This is a genomic window from Herbaspirillum frisingense GSF30, from assembly GCF_000300975.2.
Taxonomy (GTDB): domain Bacteria; phylum Pseudomonadota; class Gammaproteobacteria; order Burkholderiales; family Burkholderiaceae_D; genus Herbaspirillum; species Herbaspirillum frisingense.
In genome coordinates, this window is the sequence record NZ_AEEC02000001.1 from 277,352 (window position 1) to 299,191 (window position 21,840).

The 21,840-nt window shown below is 63.6% G+C and carries 20 protein-coding genes; 9 read left to right on the forward strand and 11 right to left on the reverse strand.

The annotated features are described in order from the left end of the window. Window positions 1-51: 51 nt before the first annotated feature. Both HFRIS_RS01265 and HFRIS_RS01270 read right to left on the reverse strand, forming a co-directional pair. Entirely contained in the window at window positions 52-864 is an 813-nt protein-coding gene (locus HFRIS_RS01265; protein WP_006461385.1) for a basic amino acid ABC transporter substrate-binding protein, read from the reverse strand. Window positions 865-1,093: 229 nt separating this feature from the next. Then, window positions 1,094-3,166, reverse strand: a complete 2,073-nt coding sequence (locus HFRIS_RS01270) for a UvrD-helicase domain-containing protein (protein WP_006461386.1) — start codon at window positions 3,164-3,166, stop codon at window positions 1,094-1,096. A gap of 156 nt (window positions 3,167-3,322) precedes the next feature. On the opposite strand from HFRIS_RS01270, the gene HFRIS_RS01275 reads away from it, so the two are divergent. Next, window positions 3,323-3,793 (forward strand): SRPBCC family protein, encoded by a 471-nt coding sequence (locus HFRIS_RS01275; RefSeq protein ID WP_006461387.1) that lies wholly within the window; start codon window positions 3,323-3,325, stop codon window positions 3,791-3,793. A gap of 89 nt (window positions 3,794-3,882) precedes the next feature. On the opposite strand, the gene HFRIS_RS01280 is transcribed toward HFRIS_RS01275, so the two are convergent. Beyond that, on the reverse strand, window positions 3,883-4,941 hold the full coding sequence (locus tag HFRIS_RS01280) for a YeiH family protein (RefSeq protein WP_006461388.1): 1,059 nt from the start codon (window positions 4,939-4,941) through the stop codon (window positions 3,883-3,885). A gap of 174 nt (window positions 4,942-5,115) precedes the next feature. Between HFRIS_RS01280 and HFRIS_RS01285 the strand changes: the two genes are divergently transcribed. Continuing rightward, window positions 5,116-6,015, forward strand: coding sequence for a LysR family transcriptional regulator (locus HFRIS_RS01285; protein ID WP_039873821.1), 900 nt, complete (start codon window positions 5,116-5,118; stop codon window positions 6,013-6,015). Window positions 6,016-6,036: 21 nt separating this feature from the next. Here the strand turns inward: HFRIS_RS01285 and HFRIS_RS01290 are convergent, their stop codons facing one another. Continuing rightward, window positions 6,037-6,522, reverse strand: a complete 486-nt coding sequence (locus HFRIS_RS01290) for an asparaginase domain-containing protein (RefSeq protein WP_006461390.1) — start codon at window positions 6,520-6,522, stop codon at window positions 6,037-6,039. Between the two features lie 226 nt (window positions 6,523-6,748). Between HFRIS_RS01290 and HFRIS_RS01295 the strand changes: the two genes are divergently transcribed. Then, window positions 6,749-7,513 (forward strand): hypothetical protein, encoded by a 765-nt coding sequence (locus HFRIS_RS01295; RefSeq protein WP_006461391.1) that lies wholly within the window; start codon window positions 6,749-6,751, stop codon window positions 7,511-7,513. Here the strand turns inward: HFRIS_RS01295 and HFRIS_RS01300 are convergent. Next, window positions 7,491-8,477 carry a D-2-hydroxyacid dehydrogenase family protein gene (locus HFRIS_RS01300; protein WP_006461393.1) on the reverse strand — a complete coding sequence of 329 codons (987 nt, stop codon included), beginning with the start codon at window positions 8,475-8,477 and terminating at the stop codon, window positions 7,491-7,493. The two genes, HFRIS_RS01295 and HFRIS_RS01300, sit on opposite strands and share 23 nt — an antisense overlap. 101 nt (window positions 8,478-8,578) lie before the next feature. Then, window positions 8,579-9,589, reverse strand: a complete 1,011-nt coding sequence (locus HFRIS_RS01305; RefSeq protein WP_006461395.1) for a zinc-dependent alcohol dehydrogenase family protein — start codon at window positions 9,587-9,589, stop codon at window positions 8,579-8,581. A 206-nt stretch (window positions 9,590-9,795) separates the two neighbouring features. Between HFRIS_RS01305 and HFRIS_RS01310 the strand changes: the two genes are divergently transcribed. Together HFRIS_RS01310 and HFRIS_RS01315 are read left to right on the forward strand one after the other, a co-directional pair. Then, entirely contained in the window at window positions 9,796-10,686 is an 891-nt protein-coding gene (locus tag HFRIS_RS01310) for a LysR family transcriptional regulator (protein WP_006461397.1), read from the forward strand. A gap of 386 nt (window positions 10,687-11,072) precedes the next feature. Beyond that, window positions 11,073-12,941, forward strand: a complete 1,869-nt coding sequence (locus HFRIS_RS01315) for a phosphoenolpyruvate carboxykinase (GTP) (RefSeq protein ID WP_006461399.1) — start codon at window positions 11,073-11,075, stop codon at window positions 12,939-12,941. Window positions 12,942-13,019: 78 nt separating this feature from the next. Here the strand turns inward: HFRIS_RS01315 and HFRIS_RS01320 are convergent, their stop codons facing one another. After that, the gene (locus HFRIS_RS01320; protein ID WP_006461401.1) at window positions 13,020-13,463 is read right to left on the reverse strand and encodes an acyl-CoA thioesterase; all 444 of its coding nucleotides are present in this window, start codon (window positions 13,461-13,463) and stop codon (window positions 13,020-13,022) included. Between the two features lie 363 nt (window positions 13,464-13,826). On the opposite strand from HFRIS_RS01320, the gene ahpC reads away from it, so the two are divergent. Beyond that, the gene (ahpC, locus tag HFRIS_RS01325; RefSeq protein WP_006461404.1) at window positions 13,827-14,390 is read left to right on the forward strand and encodes an alkyl hydroperoxide reductase subunit C; all 564 of its coding nucleotides are present in this window, start codon (window positions 13,827-13,829) and stop codon (window positions 14,388-14,390) included. Window positions 14,391-14,643: 253 nt separating this feature from the next. Further along, a complete protein-coding gene (gene ahpF, locus HFRIS_RS01330; RefSeq protein ID WP_006461406.1) occupies window positions 14,644-16,245 on the forward strand; it encodes an alkyl hydroperoxide reductase subunit F in 1,602 nt (533 codons plus the stop codon). 187 nt (window positions 16,246-16,432) lie between these two features. Here the strand turns inward: ahpF and HFRIS_RS01335 are convergent, their stop codons facing one another. The 4 genes from HFRIS_RS01335 to HFRIS_RS01350 all read right to left on the reverse strand — a co-directional run bounded on the left by HFRIS_RS01335 (window position 16,433) and on the right by HFRIS_RS01350 (window position 20,100). Continuing rightward, window positions 16,433-17,587, reverse strand: coding sequence for a D-alanyl-D-alanine carboxypeptidase family protein (locus tag HFRIS_RS01335; RefSeq protein ID WP_039873826.1), 1,155 nt, complete (start codon window positions 17,585-17,587; stop codon window positions 16,433-16,435). A gap of 265 nt (window positions 17,588-17,852) precedes the next feature. Then, on the reverse strand, window positions 17,853-18,515 hold the full coding sequence (locus HFRIS_RS01340; protein ID WP_006461408.1) for an alpha/beta hydrolase: 663 nt from the start codon (window positions 18,513-18,515) through the stop codon (window positions 17,853-17,855). Between the two features lie 34 nt (window positions 18,516-18,549). Next, window positions 18,550-18,870 (reverse strand): (2Fe-2S) ferredoxin domain-containing protein, encoded by a 321-nt coding sequence (locus tag HFRIS_RS01345; protein WP_006461409.1) that lies wholly within the window; start codon window positions 18,868-18,870, stop codon window positions 18,550-18,552. Between the two features lie 69 nt (window positions 18,871-18,939). Continuing rightward, complete coding sequence (locus HFRIS_RS01350; protein ID WP_006461410.1) at window positions 18,940-20,100, reverse strand: VanZ family protein; 1,161 nt, start codon at window positions 20,098-20,100, stop codon at window positions 18,940-18,942. Between the two features lie 97 nt (window positions 20,101-20,197). Between HFRIS_RS01350 and HFRIS_RS01355 the strand changes: the two genes are divergently transcribed. Further along, window positions 20,198-21,040 (forward strand): biotin--[acetyl-CoA-carboxylase] ligase, encoded by an 843-nt coding sequence (locus HFRIS_RS01355; protein WP_006461411.1) that lies wholly within the window; start codon window positions 20,198-20,200, stop codon window positions 21,038-21,040. After that, window positions 21,037-21,822, forward strand: coding sequence for a type III pantothenate kinase (locus HFRIS_RS01360; RefSeq protein WP_039873830.1), 786 nt, complete (start codon window positions 21,037-21,039; stop codon window positions 21,820-21,822). The genes HFRIS_RS01355 and HFRIS_RS01360 overlap by 4 nt, the downstream gene beginning before the upstream one ends. Window positions 21,823-21,840 lie beyond the last annotated feature (18 nt).

A 21,840-nucleotide genomic window follows, 5' to 3' on the forward strand; every position in this document is an offset into this window, starting at 1 on the left:
AAATGCAGGACGGCGGCATGGCGCCGCCGTCCTGTCTTGGCAGCGGTCGGCTTACTTGCCGAAGTATTGTGCGCTGATGGCGGCAAAGCTGCCATCGGCCTTCATCTCGGCCAGGCCCTTGTTGATCCTGGCCAGCAGTTCCGGATCATCCTTGCGCACGGCGATGCCGTAGTCTTCCTTGGGGAAATCCGGATCGGTGACGGTGCGCAGTTTGCTGTTGGGGTTGTTGGCGATGTAGTTCTTGACCACCGGCTCATCGGCCACGACCGCATCGACGCCGCCGCTTTCCAGTTCCTTCAGGGCCAGCGGGGTCGAGTCGAAGCGCTTGATCTTGGCGCTGTTCTTGCCCAGCACCTGCTGCACCAGTTCGTCACCGGAGGTGGCGCTCTGGGTACCCACGGTCAGGGGCTTCAGGTCGGTCATCTTGCTGACCTTGGTATCAGCGGCCGGCAGGGCGATGGTCTGGGTGGCCACGAAGTAGGGCTCGGAGAAGGCCACCGACTTCTTGCGCTCGTCGGTGATGGTGATGGCCGAGATCAGCAGGTCACGGTCGCCCTGCGCCAGGAAGTTGAAGAAGCCTTCGAACGGGGTCGGCACGAACTTGACTTCGATGCCGATCTTCTTGGCCAGCGCCTTCATGATGTCGATGTCGAAGCCGACCACTTCCTTCTGTTCGTTTTCCGAGGAGAAGGGCGCATAGGCCGATTCCACGCCGACCACATACACGCGTGCCGGGGCGGCCTGCGGCGCGGCGCCAGCGGCGCTCTTGTCTTCCTGCTTGCCGCAGGCAGCCAGGCCCAGCATGCCGACGAAGCCGGCGGTCAGCGCCAGCGCGCGGGCGTGGCGGGAGAACATCTTGATCATCTTGTGGATTTCCTTGTCTGGAATGGTTGGGCGGAGCAAGGCGGCACGCGCGGATGGCACAGCCGGCGATGTTGCTCCGGTGAAACTCGGGGATTTTTTAGCAGGCGGCATTTTAAACCGCGAGACGGCCGGGGCGGGCGCTTGCACATCAAATCCGGGCAAATCGCACAATTTATGTGCGTGTGGACGACATTTTTGCCACGTTTTGAACGCCCTGGCGCGGCCAGGCTCAACTTCCTTCCGGCGTCGGACGAGGTTTCTGCAACAAGGCCTTCAGATTGGCCAGCCGCGCCTGGGGCGTGATCTTTTCACTTTCCTGCGGCACTGCCTCGCCTTCGTCCAGCCGCATCTCCTTCACGAAGCGCGAAATCTGGCACTCGATCACTTCCTTGGCGCGCTTGCGGCGCTTGCACCAGGACAGGTGCAGCGAGCGCTGGGCGCGGGTGATGCCGACATACATCAACCGGCGTTCTTCTTCCACGCGTGCGGCGGCGGCTTCGGGCGGGGTATCGGGGTCGCCCTTGTGGGGCAGGATGCCTTCTTCCACGCCGACCAGGAACACGTGCGGAAACTCCAGTCCCTTGGAGGCGTGCAGGGTCGACATGCGCACTGCATCCTGCTCTTCGTCGCGGCCTTCGAGCATGCTCATCAGGGCCACCATCTGGGTGATCTCCAGCAGGTTCTTTTCCTCGCCGTCGCCATCACGGCCACCGCAGGCGCGTTCCTTCAGCCAGTTGATGAAGTCCACCACGTTCTGCCAGCGTGCCTGGGCGGCGCGCTCCTCGAAGCTGTCATAGAGGTAGAACTCGTAGTTGATGGCCTCCATCATGTCGTCCAGCACGCGGCCGGCCTCGGCACCGCTGCCGGAGGGTCCGGGGCGGGTGGCACGCGACTCCAGTGCATTGATGAAGTCGCAGAACTTGCGCAGCGGCAGCAGCTGGCGGTCGGTCAGCTTGTCTTCCAGACCGCCCTTGTAGACGGCTTCGAACAGCGAGCACTGCCATTGCCCGGCCAGCGTACCAAGCACTTCCAGCGTGGCCTGGCCGACGCCCCGGCGCGGGGTGGTGACGGCGCGGATGAAGGCCGGGTCGTCGTCCTGATTGGCGATCAGGCGCAGGTAGGCAATGATGTCCTTGATCTCGGCGCGGTCGAAGTAGCTCCGTCCGCCCGACATGACGTAGGGAATGCGTTCGCGCCGCAGCGATTTTTCCAGGATGCGGGCCTGGTGGTTGCCGCGATACAGGATGGCGTAGTCGGCGAACTTGGCGCGCCGTTCAAAGCGGTGCGCCGAGAGGGTGATGGCGATCTGGTCGGCTTCGGCTTCCTCGTCATCCATGGCCATCACGCTGATCGGATCGCCCAGACCGTGTTCCGACCAGAGCGTCTTGTCGAACAGCTTGGGGTTGTTGGAAATGACCGCATTGGCCGCCTGCAGGATGCGTGTGCTGGAGCGGTAGTTCTGTTCCAGCTTGATCAGATGCAGGTTGGGGAAGTCCACGCCCAGCAGCTTGAGGTTTTCGATGGTGGCGCCGCGCCAGGCATAGATGGCCTGGTCGTCATCGCCCACGGCGGTGAACATGGGCTTCTTGCCCACGCCGGTGACCAGCAACTTGACCAGTTCGTACTGGCAGGTGTTGGTGTCCTGGTATTCATCGATGAGCAGATAGCGCAGCTTGCGCTGCCAGCGGTCGCGCACTTCCTCGTTGCTGCGGAACAGTTCCACCGGCAGGCGGATCAGGTCGTCGAAGTCCACTGCCTGGTAGGCCTTGAGCGTGGCGACATAGCTGCGATAGATGCGGGCCGCCTGGGCCTCGTCCTCGGTGCGGGCGTTCTTCTCTGCCAGTGTCGGATCGACCAGGCCGTTCTTCCACAGCGAGATGGCATTCTGGATGCCGCGGATGATGGCCTTGTCGGTGGTCACCGCCAGTTCTTGCACCAGGGAAAAACAATCGTCGCTGTCCATGATTGAAAAGCGGTCCTTCAGCCCCAGATGCTTGGACTCCTGCCGCAGTATCTTCACCCCCAGCGAATGGAAGGTCGACACCGTGAGGTGCTTGGCCTGTTTCGGGTCCTTCAACAGCTTGGCGATACGCTCCTGCATTTCCAGCGCAGCCTTGTTGGTGAAGGTCAGCGCGGCGATGTTGCGCGATTCGTAACCGCAGTTCTCGATCAGGTGTGCGATCTTCTGCGTGATCACCCGGGTCTTGCCCGAGCCGGCCCCGGCCAGCACCAGGCAAGGTCCGGCCATGTAGTGGACGGCTTCGCTTTGTGGCTTGTTCAGGCCGAAAGAAGGGGCGGACATACGGAGGGTATCGGCGGCGGCAGGGGGTGGAAAAGAGGCGCCATTGTAGCAGTCCGCCTGCAGCCCGGCCGCTTCAGGTCGCTACCGGCGGACCGGCCCTGTGGGACAATGCGCGCATGGGCTCACCCAGCGTGGCCAGACTAAACGAGTGCAAACATGAAATTCAATCACCTCATCCAGATCAACGATCCGCTCAACCCGCTGATCGACACCCTGAGCCGCGACGAGCTGTGGCATGGCCTGGTCCTGCGGGCGGAGTCGCCGCGCCTGTTCATGCCGCACCTGGACGAGTGCCGCCTGTCCGACAAGAGCCTGGAGGGCGTGCATCGCGAGTTGCGCTATGGCGAACTGGTGATCATCGACAAGGTGAGCTACCTGCCGCAGATCCAGGTGCTCTACGAAGTGCCGGCGCAGGGTGACATCCCGGCCTCGCGCATGAGCATGACCATCGAGGAGCCGCAGGCCGAGGTGCTGTTCGTGCGCTTCGAGTACGACGATGGCAAGCCGGCCGATATCGATGGTTCCGAAGCCTTCTACGACAATTTCCGGCGCCAGGCCTATCAGGAGGCCGATATCGATACGATACGCATCATCCGTGAATTGTCCCAGCGCGGCGGCTTGCACTGAGTGACGTCCCCTGTCTGGCAGTCATTTCCGCATGCGAAAAGCGCGGCTCCCCAGGGAGACCGCGCTTTTTTTCAGTCTGGTGCCAACACTCAGGCCAGCAAGCGTCCCAGTGCGCCGTTGACCAGTGCGCCACCGATCACCAGCCAGGCGAACAGCACTGCACCCAGGATCATCGGCTTGATGCCGGCGCTGCGCAGGGCCGAGAGGTGGGTGGACAGACCCAGGGCGGCCATGGCCATGGCCAGCATCAGGGTATCGATCTGCAGCAGCACCTGGTTGACCTGGGCCGGCAGCGGGAAGAAGGAGTTGAAGATCACCACGCCGATGAAGGCAAAGGCAAACCAGGGAATGGACAGCTTGCGCTGCTGGTGCGGTTGGTGTTGCTGAGCCGAGCTGCGCGGAGCGACCCGCATGGACAGCATCAGCAGGAAGGGCGCCAGCATCATCACGCGGACCATCTTGGTGATCACCGCCACGTCGGCCGTATGCTGGTCGATGGAGCGCGCCGCAGCCAGCACTTGCGCCACTTCATGGACGGTGGAACCGATGTAGACGCCGAAGTCCGGCAGGCGCATGCCCCAGACCGGTTCGGCCTGCAAGGTGTAGAGCAGCGGATAGAGGAAGATGGCCAGGGAGCCGAAGATCACCACCGTCGATACCGCCACGGTGACCTCTTCGCTGCGTGCCCGCAGTACCGGTTCGGTTGCCATCACCGCGGCCGCGCCACAGATCGAGCTGCCGGCGCCGATCAGCAACGCGGCATCGCGATCCAGCTTCAGCACCCGGGTACCGACCAGCCAGGCCAGACCGAAGGTGGAAAGCAGCATGGCCGCATCGATCACCACCCCGGAGATGCCGACATGGGCGATGTCCTGGAAGGTCAGGCGAAAGCCGTACAGGATGATGCCGGCGCGCAGCAGCGTCTGCTTGGAAAAGCGCACCCCCTCGCCACAGTAGGCGCCCATGCGCGCATAGACGGTATTGCCCAGGATGATGCCCAGCACGATGGCCACCGTCAGTGCCGAAAAGCCGTGATTCTGCAGCCAGGCGATATCGCCCAGGCGCATGGCGACCCACGCCACCGCGCCCGAGAGGACGATGCCGGCCAGCGCGGGATGCAGGGGGGAAGTTTGGGTTGCGGTACGCATGATGCTCTCCACACAGGATGTGTTCGATAGATCAGTTCAGTTGATGGAGTGCACTGTACGTGGGCTGGATATAAAAGAAAAACACGTTGTTTTGCTAATATCTACCTGTTAAATGGGTAGATTGATGGTGGCTCCCGGGCGCCGGGAATGCATCTGGGGGATATTGGGGAAAATATGCGGATCACACTTAGGCAATTGCAGATCTTCCTGGCCGTGGCCCAGTCGGGTTCGACCACGGCCGCAGCCGGGCTGGTCGCATTGTCGCAATCGGCGGCCAGCGCTTCACTCAATGAGCTGGAGAGTCTGCTGGGCGTGCAGCTGTTCGACCGCGTCGGCAAGCGGCTGGTCTTGAACGACAGCGGACGGCAGCTGCTGCCGCAGGCACGCCACATGCTGGACGCTGCCCATACCATCGAGCGCCAGTTCAACGACCCGGCCTCCGGCAGCGAGCTGCATCTGGGGGCCTCCACCACCATCGGCAGCTATCTGTTGCCGGCCATGATCGCGGCCTATCGCCGGGAGCACGCCGGTGCACGGGTACGGGCGCTGGTGGCCAATACGGCCGACATCGTCGATGCGGTGGTCAATTTCGAGGTCGATGCCGGCCTGATCGAAGGCCCCTGCCACGCCGATGACGTGCAGGTCGAACCGTGGATGATGGACGAGCTGATCGTGGTGGCCGCGCCCGCGCATCCCATTGTCACGGGCGGCCGCAAGATCACGCTGAAGATGTTGCGCGAGGCCGACTGGCTCTTGCGGGAGGCAGGTTCAGGCACGCGCGAGGCGGTCGAGCATGCCTTGATTCCCTATCTGCATCACTTGCCGTCGTCGTTCGAATTCGGCAATTCGGAGGCCATCAAGCGTGCCACCGCCGAGGGTTTGGGTATCAGTTGCCTGTCGCGCTCGGTGGTGGAGGACCTGATCGAGTCCGACAAGCTGGTCGAACTGGAGACCCCGTTGCCGACCTTGCGCCGTCATTTCTACATGGTCGTCAGCCGTCACCGGGCAGCTTCGCCCAGCCTGGCGGCGCTGTTGTCGTTCTGTCGGGAGTGGGCGCAGCAGCAACCCCGCTAGCGCAGGGCGGCCGGTACCATTTCAGATCGGCTCGAAGACGCCGGCACTGCGGTTCTTGGCGACCTTGTTCCAGGCGAAGATGCGTCCATTCATCGCCACATACACACCCGGTGGCAGCACTTGCGCCACGCCGCAGGCGAAGCCGAAATTGAACAGGGCATCGGAGTTGGCGATCTCGTAGGGGATCATGGCGCCGGTCAGCACCACGGTCTTGTCGGTCAGCGCCTGGCCCAGCACCTGGGCGGTCTGCTGCATGGTATCGGTGCCGTGCACGATGACAATGGCCTGTTGCTGCGAGGCCTGGCAGGCCGCCAGGACGCGCTGGCGATCGCCATCCTGCATCTCCAGCGAATCGAGCAGGCGCAGGATTTCGAGGGACACTTCGGTGGTGATGCGGGCACGGGCGATGACGTCCGGCAGGTGGCTTTCGCCGAAGCCAAGCTGGCCTGCGATTTCGTCATAGTGCTTGTCGAAGGTGCCGCCGGTGGCGATGATGCGCAGGCTCATGGTCTTCCTATCTTCCAACTGGTCAAAAAATCGAGAAATCGAGAAAAGGGTGTTCCGGGGATCAAGCAAGGAACGCTCCAATGGCGCGGGGAACGGCAGTTCCGGCACGGGCCAGCCGCTATCTTACACGCAGCCGCGGCGGTTTCCTGCCTGGTGCGACCGTGGCGCACGCGTTGCGGCCTGGTCGCCAATGCGATTCTGCAAGGACATCTATAATGGTCCGGATATGAAACCTTTGGCACCCGGCACCGTTATCTTCCACCGCCATCGCGGCTATGGCGTGATCGTGCTCGTCAACCTGTTGACGGGCTGGATTTCTGCGCGTTTCGGCAGTGAAGTGCGTACGCTGGATCTGAACCTGTCCTCCGACGAAGTGCAGCACGCCGATGGCACGCCCATCCTGTTCCGTCGCACCCCGCCGGACCGCATGCCGCATGCCCGGCTCATGGAGATGGTGCGCGAACTGCATCGCGCCGGTTATCAGCGGCTCTATCTCTACAGCTGGCCCAAACCGTCCGGGCTGCACTGGCGCTGGCACCTGTTCAGCGGCCCGCGCAACTGGATCGAGCGGCCGTGGCGGGAGGGCTGGTATGGTTCGGGCGCCGATTACAACTTCAATCCGGTGTTGGGCTGGGGCGATGGCCCCTCGGCCTCGCCGCAGGAACTGGCACGCCTGCTGGCGCAGTTCGATCCGCACGGGCTGGCGCAGGCGCTGGGCGAGGACCAGGAGCACGCCAACTGGTTCGAGCTGGTGTGCGCCACCTTGCTGCCGGATTATGCGTTCAGCCTGGGCTGGCACTACAACGGCAGCATGCCGGAGCATCTGCCGGTCATTCCGGTGCGGCGCAATGTCCCGGAGTATGCCGGGCCACCGCTGCCATGGCCGCCGGGCTGGCGGCACCTGTGGAAGTCAGGCGGCCCGATGCCGCAGTCGGTGTATCAGCCGCCGGTGCGCACCATCCATCGCATCACCCCAGAACCTCAGGATTGAGCACGTTCGCGGGCGTGCCGGCGGCATAGTCCACGATGTTCCGGAAGGCGGCGCGGAAGTAGAGTTCGTAGCCGTCCTTTTCCACATACCCCAGGTGCGGGGTGGCCACCACGTTATCCATCTTCAGCAGGGGGGAGTCCACCGGCAAGGGTTCGCGCTCGAAGACATCGAGCCCGGCCAGGCCGGGGCGTCCTGCCGCCAGTGCGGCTTCCAGCGCGTCCGGCTCGACCAGCTCGGCGCGGCTGGTGTTGACGAAGCACGCCGTCGGCTTCATCAGTGCCAGGTCAGCCGCCTTGACGATGCCGCGGGTGGCGTCGTTCAGGCGCAGGTGCAGGCTCAGTACATCGGCCTGGGCGAAGAAGGCTTCCTTGCTGGCAGCAGCCTGGTAGCCATCCTTGACTGCCTGTTCGCGGCTGGCCTCGCGGCCCCACACCAGCACCTGCATGCCGAAGGCGCGACCATAGCCTGCCACCATGCGACCGATCTTGCCGTAGCCCCAGATGCCCAGCGTGCGGCCCTTGAGTGCAGTGCCCAGCAGGTTCAGGTGCGGGGTGGGCGAGACCTGCTGCCAGGCACCGGCACGCAGCGCGCTGCAATACTGCGGCACCCGGCGCATGGCCGCCATGATCAGTGCCCAGGTCAGTTCGGCCGGCGCGGTCGGGTCGCCCACGCCTTCGACAATGGCGATGCCGCGTTCGGTGGCGGCAGCCACGTCGACATGGCCACTGACCTTGCCGGTCTGCGAGATCAGCTTGAGCAGGGGCAGCTTTTCCAGGACGGGTCGGGTCAGGGCAGTGCGTTCGCGGATCAGCACCACGGCGTCGAAGGGTGACAGGCGCGCCACCAGCTGGCCGGTACCACGGATGGTATTGGTGAATACCTTGACGTCGTGACCGTCGAGCAGGCTGAAGCAATCGAGGTGGCGTACTACATCCTGGTAGTCGTCGAGGATGGCGATCTTCATGGGGGTCTCCGTGGCAGTCTTTCGGGGCTGCGCCGGCCAGGTGGGTGGCCGGCGTGGGCGTCCATCATAAAGCGATTGCCAGGATTCGGCACGAGCTGACCCTAGCGGGCGATATCGATGACCACCTTGCCCCGGGCCTGAGCTTCGCTGACCAGCGCGTGGGCCTGGTTGACCTGCTCCAGTGTAAAGCGATGCGTATCGGTGAGCACGCGCAACTGCCCGGCATCGACCATGCGGGCGGCCTCGGCCATGATCCGGCCGTGACGCGCACGCTCCTGCCCGGTCAGCAGCGGCAGCAGGGTGAAGACGCCCGAATAGCTGGCCGCCCGGAACGACAGCGGCGCCAGCTTGTGCACGCCCCAGCCCAGGCAGCTGACGACATGACCGAGGTAACGCCGGGCGGCCGCGAACGAGGCATCCAGGGTCGCGCCGCCGACGGTGTCGTAGATGACATCGAAGCCCTCGCCGCCGGTGTACTGCTGCACGTACTGCTCCACCTCCTGGGCGCGGTAGTCGATGGCGGTGGCGCCCAGGCTCTCGATCACGGTCTTCTGGTCGGCGCTGCCGGTGGCATAGACCTCGGCACCCAGGGCGACAGCGATCTGCACGGCCACGTGGCCCACGCCACCGGCGCCGCCGTGGATCAATACCTTCTGCCCTGGCTGCACGCGGGCGCGGTCAACCAGGCCTTCCCAGGCGGTGATGAAGATCAGCGGCAGCGCGGCGGCTTCGCGCATGGACACCGTGCGGGGCTTGTGGGCCAGCAGATCGGCATCGAAGGCGGCGAACTGCGCCAGCGAACCGGGGACGCCACCGATGCCGCCGCTCATGCCGAAGACTTCGTCGCCGGGCGAAAATCGCGTTTCACCGGGCGCCACGGATTCGACCACGCCAGCCATGTCCATGCCGAGGATGGCCGGCAGGCGGGTCTGGGCGTGGGCGGCATTGCCGGCCTGGATCTTGGTATCGAGCGGGTTGACGCCGCTGGCAGCGATGCGTACCAGCACCTGGCCGGGGCGCAGGCTGGGTGTTTCGATGTCGGTGATGTCGAGTGGTGCGCCGAAGCGGGTGAGGACGGCGGCTTGCATGGTGGCAGGGATGGCGTGGGTCATGATGGCTTCCTTGAGACTGGGTGGACGGGTGGATATCGCCATGCGCCAGGTGGCGGTGAGGTCGATGCACGCAGTCTAGGCAGCCCGGGCCAGCGGAAAAACCGGGCGCGACCGAAGTCAGAATTGCGGGTTTGCGGATAATCGCGGCGTCGTGAGGCCCTAGAATCTCGCTAACGGATGACGACAACCAAACCGGGGAGAAAAAGATGGACAGGCTGGACATGCTCAAGGTGTTCTGTACCGTGGTCGAGGCTGGCGCGTTCAGTCGGGCGGCCGAGAAACTGTCGATGTCGACCTCCTCGGTGACCACCCACGTCGCCGCCCTGGAGGCACATTTCAAGGTGCGGTTGCTCAACCGCACCACGCGCAGCATGTCGCTCACCGAAGAAGGTCGCCATTGCCACCAGCAGGCACTGCGACTGCTGGCGGACATGGGCGAGCTGGAGGCCGGCTTGCGTGCCTCCGATACCCGTCCGGCCGGTGTGCTGCGGGTCGACCTGCCCAGCGTCATCAGCCGCCGCTATGTGGCACCCGCGCTGCCACGTTTCTTGCGCCAGTACCCGGAGCTGGAGCTGCGCATCACCGTCAGCGACCGCATGGTCGACATGGTGGAAGAAGGCGTGGACGTGCTGGTGCGCATCGGTGCGCTGGGCGACTCGGGTCTGGTGGCGCGCAAGCTGGCCGCGACCCGTTACCTGTGCTGCGCCGCGCCGGCCTTCCTGCAGCAATACGGCTGGCCGGAAACGCCGGACGCACTGGACCAGTTTGCCTGCCTGGGCTTTCTCAATCCGCGTACGCGCATGGTCCGTCCCTGGCGCTTCAGTCATGAGGGGAAGGAAAGCTCGCATATTCCCCGGGGCCTGGTGATGATGGATCACGTCGAGTCGATGGTGGCGGCCGCCCAGGCCGGTTGCGGCATCATCCAGCAGATGTCGGTGACCCTCGCTCCGGCCTTGCAGGAGGGCAGTCTGCTACCGGTGCTGTCCGAATGGCAGGCGGCTGGTCCCGATATCGTCGCGCTCTACCAGCCCACACGTCGGGAAACCGCCAAGGTGAAAGTTTTCGTCGAATTTCTGCGCGAGATATTCACATCGTGAATGACGAATCGCCCGCAATCCCTCGCAAATCCAGTCTTCATGCGGTTTTTAACGAAATCGATGTTATGCGCCCCAGTAATGAAAAAACAGAATTTTTTTGATTTGTAATTACCTACTACATAAGTCGGGTATTTTTCGCTACAAATTTGCGTAAATTCTTTTTTATCGGGGTACAATCGCTGCCACTTTCTTGCATTCTCGACTGTCGAAGAGTGAGCAAAACCCGCCGCCGCCCACGGTGACGGGCAAGGTGGCCGGCCTCGGCGAGGCGGTCGCCATCGACAAGACCGCCGTCTCGCAGCCTGATGTGAACACCCCATCGCCTGGAAACGACGATCCTGCCGTGCCAACCGAATTCATCAACTTAGTGGCATTGGAGGTAGCATATGAACCAACCCCTCATGGCAGGCATTCCCGCAGTGAACGCCCCCGCCTACGTCAAACACCAGAAACTGATCAACTGGGTCGCCGAAATCGCCGCGCTGACCAAGCCGGCTCGCATTTACTGGTGCGATGGCTCCCAGGAAGAATATGACCGCCTGTGCGGCGAAATGGTCGCCGCCGGTACCATGAAGAAGCTGAACGCCGAAAAGCGTCCCAACAGCTACCTGGCCTGCTCCGATCCGTCCGACGTGGCGCGCGTGGAAGACCGCACCTTCATCTGCTCCAAGAACAAGGAAGACGCCGGCCCGACCAACAACTGGACCGACCCGGCCGAGATGCGCCAGACCCTGAACGGCCTGTTCGATGGTTGCATGGCCGGCCGTACCCTGTACGTCGTGCCGTTCTCGATGGGCCCGCTGGGTTCGCCCATCGCCCACATCGGCGTGGAACTGTCGGATTCGCCCTATGTGGCGGTGAACATGCGCATCATGACCCGCATGGGCAAGGCGGTGTACGACGTGCTGGGCAGCGATGGCGAGTTCGTGCCTTGCGTGCACACCGTGGGCGCACCGCTGGCCGCCGGGCAGAAGGACGTGCCCTGGCCGTGCAATGCCACCAAGTACATCGTGCACTACCCGGAAACCCGCGAAATCTGGTCCTTCGGCTCCGGCTACGGCGGCAACGCGCTGCTGGGCAAGAAGTGCTTCGCGCTGCGCATCGCTTCCACCATGGGCCGCGCCCAGGGCTGGCTGGCCGAGCACATGCTGATCCTGGGCGTGGAATCCCCGGAGGGCAAGAAGCATTACGTCGCAGCGGCCTTCCCCTCGGCCTGCGGCAAGACCAACTTCGCCATGCTGATCCCGCCCAAGGCCTTCGGCGGCTGGAAGGTCACCACCATCGGTGACGACATCGCCTGGATCAAGCCCGGTGCCGATGGCCGCCTGTATGCGATCAACCCGGAAGCCGGCTACTTTGGCGTGGCCCCGGGCACCAACGAGAAGAGCAACTACAACTGCATGGCCTCTGTCTCGGCCAATACCATCTTCACCAACGTGGCGCTGACCGATGACGGCGATGTCTGGTGGGAAGGCATGACCAAGGAAGCCCCGGCCCACCTGATCGACTGGCAGGGCAAGGACTGGACGCCGGAAATCGGCAAGGAAACCGGCCGCAAGGCGGCTCACCCGAACGCCCGCTTCACCGTCGCCGCCACCCAGAACCCGGTGATCGACCCGGCCTGGGATGATCCGGCCGGCGTGCCGATCTCGGCCTTCATCTTCGGTGGCCGCCGTTCCACCACCGTGCCGCTGGTGACCGAAGCCCGCAACTGGGTCGAGGGTGTCTACATGGCCGCCACCATGGGTTCGGAAACCACCGCTGCGGCTGTCGGCCAGCAGGGTGTGGTGCGTCGTGACCCGTTCGCCATGCTGCCTTTCGCCGGCTACAACATGAGCGAATACTTCCAGCACTGGCTGGACATCGGCAAGAAGATCGCCGCCTCCCCGGCCGAGCTGCCCAAGATCTACTGCGTCAACTGGTTCCGCACCGATGCCGACGGCAAGTTCGTCTGGCCGGGCTTTGGCGACAACATGCGCGTGCTGAAGTGGATGCTGGACCGCATCGAAGACCCGCAAGGCGTCAAGACCGGCGGTGTCGAGCACCTGTTTGGCGTCACCCCGCGCTTCGATGACCTGCAATGGGAAGGCCTGGACTTCAGCGCCGAGCAGTTCTCCACCATCACCTCCATCGACAAGGCCGCCTGGCTGAAGGAACTGGAGCTGCATGCGGAACTGTTCGACAAGCTCAAGCACAAGCTGCCGCCCGAACTGCAGGGCGTGAAGGACAAGCTGGAGAAGAAGCTGGCAGCCTAAGCTGACCGGTACGGAGAAGACGAGAAGCGCCTGCCGCAGCGATGCGGCAGGCGTTTTCTTTTGCGGTTCAGCCTCGGATCAGCTCTGTATCAGGCCGGCCAGCGCCTGACGCAGCGTGGCCGGCAATTCCACCGGCCGCCGCGTAGCGCGATCCACATAGACATGCACGAAGTGGCCGCGTGCCGCCGTCAGCTCTTCGCCGGCCTTGAAGATCCCCAGTTCATAGCGCACGCTGCTGCGCCCCATGTGTGCCACCCGCACGCCGACCTCGATCGCATCCGGAAAGGCGACCGACGCAAAATAATTGCAATGGGTCTCGATGACCAGGCCGATGACTTCCCCGTGCTCGATATCCAGCACGCCCTGTTGCACCAGGTAGTAGTTCACGGCGGTATCGAACCAGCTGTAGTAGACGACGTTGTTGACGTGACCATAGACGTCGTTATCCATCCAGCGCGTCTGGATCGGGTGGAAATGCGGAAAATCGGCGCGTTGGCCGGCTTGCGGTCGGGAATCACTCATCTCGGGCAGGGCGTCAGGATTGGTCGGCTTGTGCGGCTGCACAAGAACGGCAGGCTTGCAGTAACATTGCTCCCACTTTCGCTGCTCCCCGGTCAGACGTCGGCCGGAGCGTCGAAAGTGCTCCATCTTAAGCGATCGATATCGGATTTTGGCTCGCGTCGCGCTTGCATCTGCAGGCCGTGCCGCCATGTGATCCGGGTGCCCGGGCTGTTTGCCGGTCGCTGGCGAGTCCGATAGCCTCGCCTCTACGACTGATAGTTAAATCCAATCAAAAGTATTGATTAAATAAAATTGATCTATTTTGTTTGGCGTTCTACTATTCAACCCATCGCTTCACTCAACCCCCCTTAAAAGGAAATCGACATGTCCCTGATCAACACCACTATCAAACCGTTCAAGGCAACTGCTTACCACGATGGCAAGTTCGTCGACATCACCGAAGCCACCCTGAAGGGCAAGTGGTCCGTGTTCGTGTTCTACCCGGCGGACTTCACCTTCGTGTGCCCGACCGAACTGGAAGATCTGGCCGACAACTACGCTGAATTCAAGAAGCTGGGCGTTGAAGTCTATGGCGTGTCCACCGACACCCACTTCGCCCACAAGGCATGGCACGACACCTCCGACGCCATCAAGAAGGTCCAGTACCCGCTGGTGGGCGACCCGACCGCTACCCTGGCACGCAACTTCGAAGTGCTGATCGAAGAAGAAGGCCTGGCACTGCGCGGCACCTTCGTGATCAATCCGGAAGGCGAAATCAAGGTCATGGAAGTGCATGACAACGGCATCGGCCGTGACGCTTCGGAACTGCTGCGCAAGGTCAAGGCTGCACAATACGTCGCCTCGCACCCGGGTGAAGTCTGCCCCGCCAAGTGGGAAGAAGGCGCTGCCACCCTGAAGCCGTCCCTGGATCTGGTCGGCAAGATTTAATTACCGATTGGGCTACTGCGCGGCCCGATCTCTGCGCTGCGATGCTCACCGTACTGAAGTACGGTTGCGCTTCTCCCGCAGACCTCGGGCCGCTCGCTACGCCCACTCGACAATTAAATACGCGTAGAAATACGCGCAAAATTTATCCTGTAGTAACTGTCTGGAGCGGCCCCTTTTGGGCCAGCGGCGGATCCCCACAAGGGCCAAGCCGTGCTCCAGAAGACTCGAATCTCCCAACTAGGAAGTAATCATCATGCTTGATGCCAATCTCAAGACCCAATTGAAGGCCTATCTGGAAAAGGTCAGCCACCCGATCGAGATCGTCGCGTCGCTCGATGATGGCGCCAAGTCCCGTGAGATGCAGGAACTCCTGCAGGAAATCGTGCTGCTGTCGGACCGCATCAAGCTGGTCGAGCAACGCGACTCCAGCGCGAACGCACGTACCCCGTCGTTCACACTGAACCGCCCCGGGACCGATATCAGCGTCGAATTCGCCGCGATCCCGATGGGCCACGAATTTACCTCCCTGGTGCTGGCCCTGCTGCAAGTGGGCGGGCACCCGATCAAGCTCGACGACAAGGTCATTGAGCAGATCAAGAACCTGGATGGTGACTACAGCTTTGAGACCTATGTCTCGCTGACCTGCCAGAACTGCCCGGAAGTCGTGCAGGCCCTGAACGTGATGTCCATCATCAACCCGCGCATCCGCTCGGTGACCATCGATGGCGCGCTGTTCCAGGGTGAAGTCGAGCAACGCCAGATCATGGCCGTGCCGACCGTGTACATGAACGGTGAAGTGTTCGGCCAGGGCCGTACCGGCGTGGAAGAAATCCTCGCCCGTCTGGACACCGGCGCCGCCGCCCGCAAGGGTGAGGAACTGAGCGCCAAGGAAGCCTACGACGTGCTCATCGTCGGCGGTGGTCCTGCTGGTGCAGCTGCTGCAATCTACGCCGCCCGCAAGGGTATCCGTACCGGTGTGGTGGCTGAGCGTTTCGGCGGCCAGGTACTCGATACGCTGGCGATCGAAAACTTCATCTCGGTGAAGGAAACCGAGGGCCCGCAATTTGCCACCGCGCTGGAACAGCACGTCAAGGCGTATGACGTCGACATCATGAACGTGCAACGCGCCGAGGCCCTGGTGCCGGGCGACAAGCTGATCGAAGTGAAGCTGGCCAACGGCGGCGTGTTGAAGGGCAAGACCGTGATCCTGTCCACCGGCGCCCGCTGGCGCAATGTGAACGTGCCGGGCGAGCAGGAATACAAGAACAAGGGCGTGGCCTATTGCCCGCACTGCGATGGTCCGCTGTTCAAGGGCAAGCGCGTGTCGGTGATCGGCGGCGGCAACTCGGGCGTGGAAGCGGCCATCGACCTGGCCGGTATCGTCGCCCATGTGACCCTGATCGAGTTCGCTGCTGAACTGAAGGCCGATGCAGTGCTGGTGCGCAAGCTGAAGAGCCTGCCCAATGTCACCATCGTGACCTCGGCGCAGACGACCGAGATCACCGGCGATGGCCAGCGCGTCAACGGCATCAGCTACAAGGAGCGTGATACCGGCGAGGTCAAGCACGTGGAACTGGAAGGCGTGTTCGTCCAGATCGGCCTGGTGCCCAATACCGAATGGCTGAAGGGAACGCTGGCGCTGTCCAAGCATGGCGAGATCGAGATCGATGCCCGTGGCCAGACTTCGATTCCCGGCGTGTTTGCAGCGGGTGACGTGACCACCGTGCCGTTCAAGCAGATCGTCATCGCCGTGGGTGCTGGCGCCACTGCAGCCCTGTCGGCCTTCGATCACCTGATTCGCTCCTCGGCTGACGATGTCGCGCCGGCCGTGACCAAGGAAGCCGTGGCTGCCTGAGCATCATCGCAGTCCTGAACAAAACGCCACCGGTTCGTTCCGGTGGCGTTTTTGTTTGTGGGATGCCTGCATCGGAGTCGGCATCTCACGCATTTCACGCATCGCATGCCTATCCAGTAGGCATAAAAAAACGCCATCGATTGCTCGATGGCGTTTTGCTGGGGGCCGAAGCAGCCGGAAGACCTGCTTACTTGAACATCAGGCGCAGCGAATCCCAGGCGCGGCCGATGAAGCCGGCCGGACCCACCGATTCCAGTGCCACTACCGGCAGTTCTGCCACGGTCTTGTCATCGATGGTCACCTTCAGGGTACCGATCTTGGCGTTTTCCGAGATCGGAGCGATCAGCGGATCGTTGCGATCCAGCTTGGTCTTGACCTTGTCGGCGCTGCCCTTGGGGATGGTGATGTAGACATCGTTCTTGAAGCCGACCTTGATCTTGCCCTGCGAACCCTTCCACACGTCAGGCGTATCGACCGGCTGGCCCTTGGCGTACAGCTTGACGGCGTCGAAGTTCTGGAAGCCCCAGTTCAGCAGCTTCTGGCTTTCCTGCGTACGGACCTGGTCGGAGACGGTACCGATCACCACCGAGATCAGGCGGCGCTCGCCGTTGGGCACCGGGCGATGGGCCGAGGTGATCAGCGAATAGCCGGCGCTGGACGTGTGACCGGTCTTCATGCCGTCCACCGTCGGGTCCAGCCACAGCAGGCGGTTGCGGTTGGGCTGGGTGATGTTGTTGTAGGTGAACTTCTTGACCGAGTAGTAGCGCTTGTAATAGTCGGGGAAGTCGTTGATCAGGTTGCGGCACAGGATCGCCAGGTCGCGCGCGGTGGTATAGGTGTCCGCGCTGGGCAGGCCGTGCGGGTTGCTGAAGTGGGTATTGGTCAGGCCCTGGCGCTGGGCTTCGCGGTTCATCAACTGCACGAAGGCGTCTTCGGTGCCGGAGACCGCTTCGGCCACGGCCACGGCGGCATCATTGCCGGAGACCGAGATCAGGCCGTACAGCAGGTTGTCGATGGAGACCGGTTTGTTGGGCTCGATGAACATCTTGGAGCTGCTCGGGTCGACCTTCCAGGCGTTGACCGAGACGCTGACTTCCTGTTCCAGGCTCAGGCGCTTGTCGCGCAGGGCGGCAAAGGCTAGGTAGGCGGTCATCAGCTTGGTCAGCGAGGCTGGCTCCACGCGGGTGTCCGGATCGGCGGAGGCGATCACCTGGTTGGCCGAGGCATCCAGCAGCAGCCAGCTCTTGGCAGCCACGGTAGGCGGCGGCAGACTCTGGGCGGAAGCGGTAAGGGCGGAAACGGAAAGGACGGTTGCGGCGAGCGCCGCGAGAAGCTTTTTCATCGGTGCCTAAGAAAAATTGCCAGCACGGGGGGACATCGTAGCTGTTGGTTTGAAAAGAGAGTAAGGCAGGGCAGGCTCAGTGTGAGGTGGCAGCGTGGCGAAGGCGCCGAGGACACCGGGCCGGCTGCACGCACTGAATTATAAACGTCATGTGGCTTCGTTCCCAATTGAATGGATCTTCACCCCGAAAATCCCCTCACGAAACCGGCATGGCGCCCTGTGCTTCACAGCGCCGCCGTGCCTTCGGGCCGTCGGTGAAAAACGCTCAGGCCTGAAGCTGCGCCGGGCGGCGATGCCAGCTTTCGACCACGACGTTTTTGATATGTTGCAGCTTGCGGTGAAAAAAATGGTCCGATCCCGGAATGACGACTACCGGCAGTTCCTGCGGGCGGGCCCAGTCCAGTACGGCGGTCAGGGGAATGGTGTCGTCCTGCTCGCCGTGGATCAGGATGGTATTGGCCGGAGCCGGTGGCATGGGCCACTTGCCAGCGGCGGTGCCGACCAGCACCAGGCGCTCGGCAGCCGAGCCTGCATCCTGTTGCAGCAGGCGCTGCTGCAGTTGGGCCTGGACGAAGGTACCGAAGGAAAATCCGCCCAGCGCCAGCGGCAGGTCCGGATACTGGTTGCGCATGTGTTGCAGCAGCAGGGCCATGTCGTCGGTCTCCCCGGCGCCATGGTCGTGCACGCCCTCTGACTTGCCCACGCCACGGAAATTCATGCGTACCGCCACATAGCCCAGCGCCAGGAAGGTGCGGGCCAGGGTTTGTGCGACCTTGTTGTCCATGGTTCCGCCATAGAGCGGGTGGGGATGGGCCACCAGGGCCAGGCCGACCGGGGCGGCGAAGAGTTCGGGGTCAGGCAGGTCAAGTGCGCATTCGAGCTGGCCGACGGCGCCTGCGATCATGAAATTCTGGGTGTGTGCGTTCATGTTGCTAGCTTGCTAAACAGAGGGGGCGGAGAGGCTAGATCTTGAGGCGGTCGACTACCTTGCCACCGACGATGTGGCTGTCGATGATCTCGTCGATGTCTTCGTTATCGACGTAGGTGTACCAGGTGCCCTGCGGGTAGATCACCACCACCGGGCCTTCTTCGCAGCGCTCCAGGCAGCCGGCCTTGTTGATGCGGACCTTGCCGGGTGCCGACAGGCCCAGTTGCTTGATGCGTTTCTTGGCATGTTCCTGGGCTGCCTGGGCGCCCTTGTCGGCGCAGCAGGTGCGCTCGCCCGGCTTGCGCTGGTTCAGGCAGAAGAAGACGTGGTGTTCGTAGTAGGGTTGATCGCTCATGGATGAAGACCTCTGGACAGTGGCGACGCTGCCGGCGCGGGCCGGCAAAGCGTCAATGATACACCCCGCTCAGACTTGCCTGCGGTGCACCGGGTGGAACAGGAACCAGATCGCCAGGAAGGGCCACAGGACCGACAGGAACTGGGCGGCGCCGTCGAAGTTGAGGAACTTGCCCTGTACCCAGGTCTCCAGCGTGGAGAGGTAGTAGGGGTTGGCCGGTACGGCATTGGTCACCACCAGGCTCAGGATCAGCGCCAGCGCGGCGACGCGTCGCTGTGCCGTGGGTGGCGCCCAGGTCAGGCCTGCGATCATCAGGGTGCCCAGCATGATCCCGCCCACGGCGCTGGGCGAAATCCAGATGAAGGCATTCTGGGGCGCGAAGAACAGCGCGCAGGCCAGCGACTTGGCGGCGATGCAGGCCAGCAGGTACAGCGCCACCAGCCGCCGTCGTGGCGCCTGCCTGCGCAACAGCAGCAGGAACAGCAAGGCGGCCCCGGTCAGGCCGCAGGCAGTGACGATGACGTCGGCCAGCCAGTACTGCTCGGCACTGAGCTGGGCGCTGTTGAGCCAGGTGGTGGCCAGGTCGATGGGGGTATCGAGCAGGTCGGAAAAGAAGGCCGACAAGGGGGGCACCAGATGACCCAGGCCGAACAGGTGGTTCTGGGGATAGATCAGCGCCAGCGGCCACAGGCCCGCCACCGCCAGTCCGCGGCTGGCTTCACCCGAGAACCAGCGCCGCCGCACCAGCAGGAAGCGGCTCTCGTGCAGGAAATAGCGGCTGCAGAGCGCCCCCAGGACGGCGCCCAGCGCGGCCCCGGCAGAGTTGGTCAAGAGATCGAGGTTGGAGGGTACCCGGGTCGGCAGGTAGGTCTGCACCGCCTCCATGCAGGCCGACAGCAGCACCCCGCCCAGCATGGCCGGCCATACGGCCCACCACGGCCGGATGCGCGGATACATGGCCAGCACCAGCAGCGCTCCCAGGGGCGCGTAGCCGGCGACATTGGTCCAGACGTCGAAGGCGGTCCAGTAATAGGGTAGCCGCGCGCCCAGGTAGTCGAAGGGTTTGATGCCCATGTCGCGCCAGCCGCTGAAGGGGTACCAGCTGGCGTAGACGATCAGCAGGGCATAGACCAGCAGGCTGACCCGCGCAAAGGAAGACGCGGTCGGCGCAGCAGGAGCGCGGGTGCGGTTGGCCTCGCTGTTGGCGGCGGAATCGGTTGGAGCTGGCATGCGCCAGAGGGTAACCGATTTCGCGGGCCGCCGCCCCTGCCGTCCCTACTGCCCCTGGCCCGCCGCGCGGACACTGTCTGCCGGTACAATGCGCGCTATGACCCTGACTTTTCCCATGCCCGCCGAATCGGAATCGGCGCCGCTGGTGCGTCCCGAGCGCATCGGCATGTTGCTGGCCGGTTCCGACCGCGATGGCCAGCAACGCATCGACGTCGAGGCGGTGGCCCAGACCGGTTCCACCAACGTCGACCTGATGCAGCGTTTGAGCAGCCTGCAACGCCCTCTGTTGCTGGTGGCGGACCGCCAGACCGCTGGTCGCGGCCGTGCCGGCCGTCCCTGGCGCGCGGTCCCCGAGGATTCGCTGACCTTTTCGCTGGCCTGGCGCCTGCAGCGGCCCACGCATGCGCTACTGGGCCTGCCGCTGGCCATCGGCGTGGCGCTGGCCGAGGCGCTCGAAGTGTTCGGCGTGCGCCCGCAGCTGAAATGGCCCAATGACGTGCTGCGCGACGGCGCCAAGCTGGCCGGCATCCTCATCGAGACCGCTTCCGACGGTGGGCGCGGTGACGCCACCTGGGCGGTGATCGGCATTGGTATCAACCTGGCCGTGCCGGTGGGCCTGGCCGACGAGCTGCAGCGTCCGGTGGGGGCGGCGACCGAATTGCAGAAGGCGCCCCGCGAGACGGTACTGGCCATCATCGCCAGCGCCCTGGCCGGCGTGCTGGAGGAGTTCGAACAACGCGGCTTCGGTGCCTTTGTCAAGCGCTGGGAAGCCTTCCACGCCTACGCCGGACAGGCCGTCAAGATCGTCGACAACGGTCGCGTGGTCCATGAGGGGACCGCCGTTGGGGTGGACATGATGGGTCGCTTCCTGATGGATACCGAGCTGGGCCAGGTCGAGGTACTGGCCGGTGACCTGTCGTTGCGCCTGCAGGACGGATGATGCTGCTGATCGACGCCGGCAATACCCGTATCAAGTGGGCCCTGTCCAGCGTGGACACGGCCGTGACGGGCGGCTGGCTGCAGCAGGGCGCGGTCGAGCGCGCCGACGTGGCCACGCTGTTGCAGGCCTGGTCGGGCATGGTGGTGCCGGCTGCAGGAATGCAGGTGTGCGTCTCCAACGTGGCCGGCCCGGCGTTGCGGGACAGCCTGCAGGCAGTCTTGCAGGAGGCTTTCGGGCCGCGCGTCATCGTCGAATGGTTTGCCTCCACCGCCGAGCGTGCCGGCGTGCGCAACGGCTATCGCCATCCCGGCCAACTCGGTTGTGACCGTTTCGCCGCCGCCATCGGCGCGCGCGCGCTATTTCCCGACGAGGAATTGCTGGTGGTCACCTGTGGTACGGCCACGACCATCGACGTGCTCAGTGCCGCTGGTGTGTTCGAGGGCGGCATGATCCTGCCCGGCTTCGGCACCATGGCCACCTCTCTGGCGCTGAACACCGCGCAACTGCCACGCATCGATGGCGCGGCACCGCCCGAGAAGGTATTTGCCGACAATACGGTGGACGCCATCGTTTCCGGTTGCATCGCCGCCCAGGTCGGGGCGATCGAACATGCGCTGGTGCAACGCCAGCTTGTGCGACCCCAGGCGCGGGTGCGCTGCCTGCTGTCCGGTGGTGCCGGCGTGCTGCTGGCGCCTTACCTGCGGCTGGGCGATACGGCGCTGGAAAAAGTGGATAATCTGGTCCTGCTCGGCCTGCAGACGGCCATGAACCATGGGCGTTGAAGCCAGTCCATGGAGTCA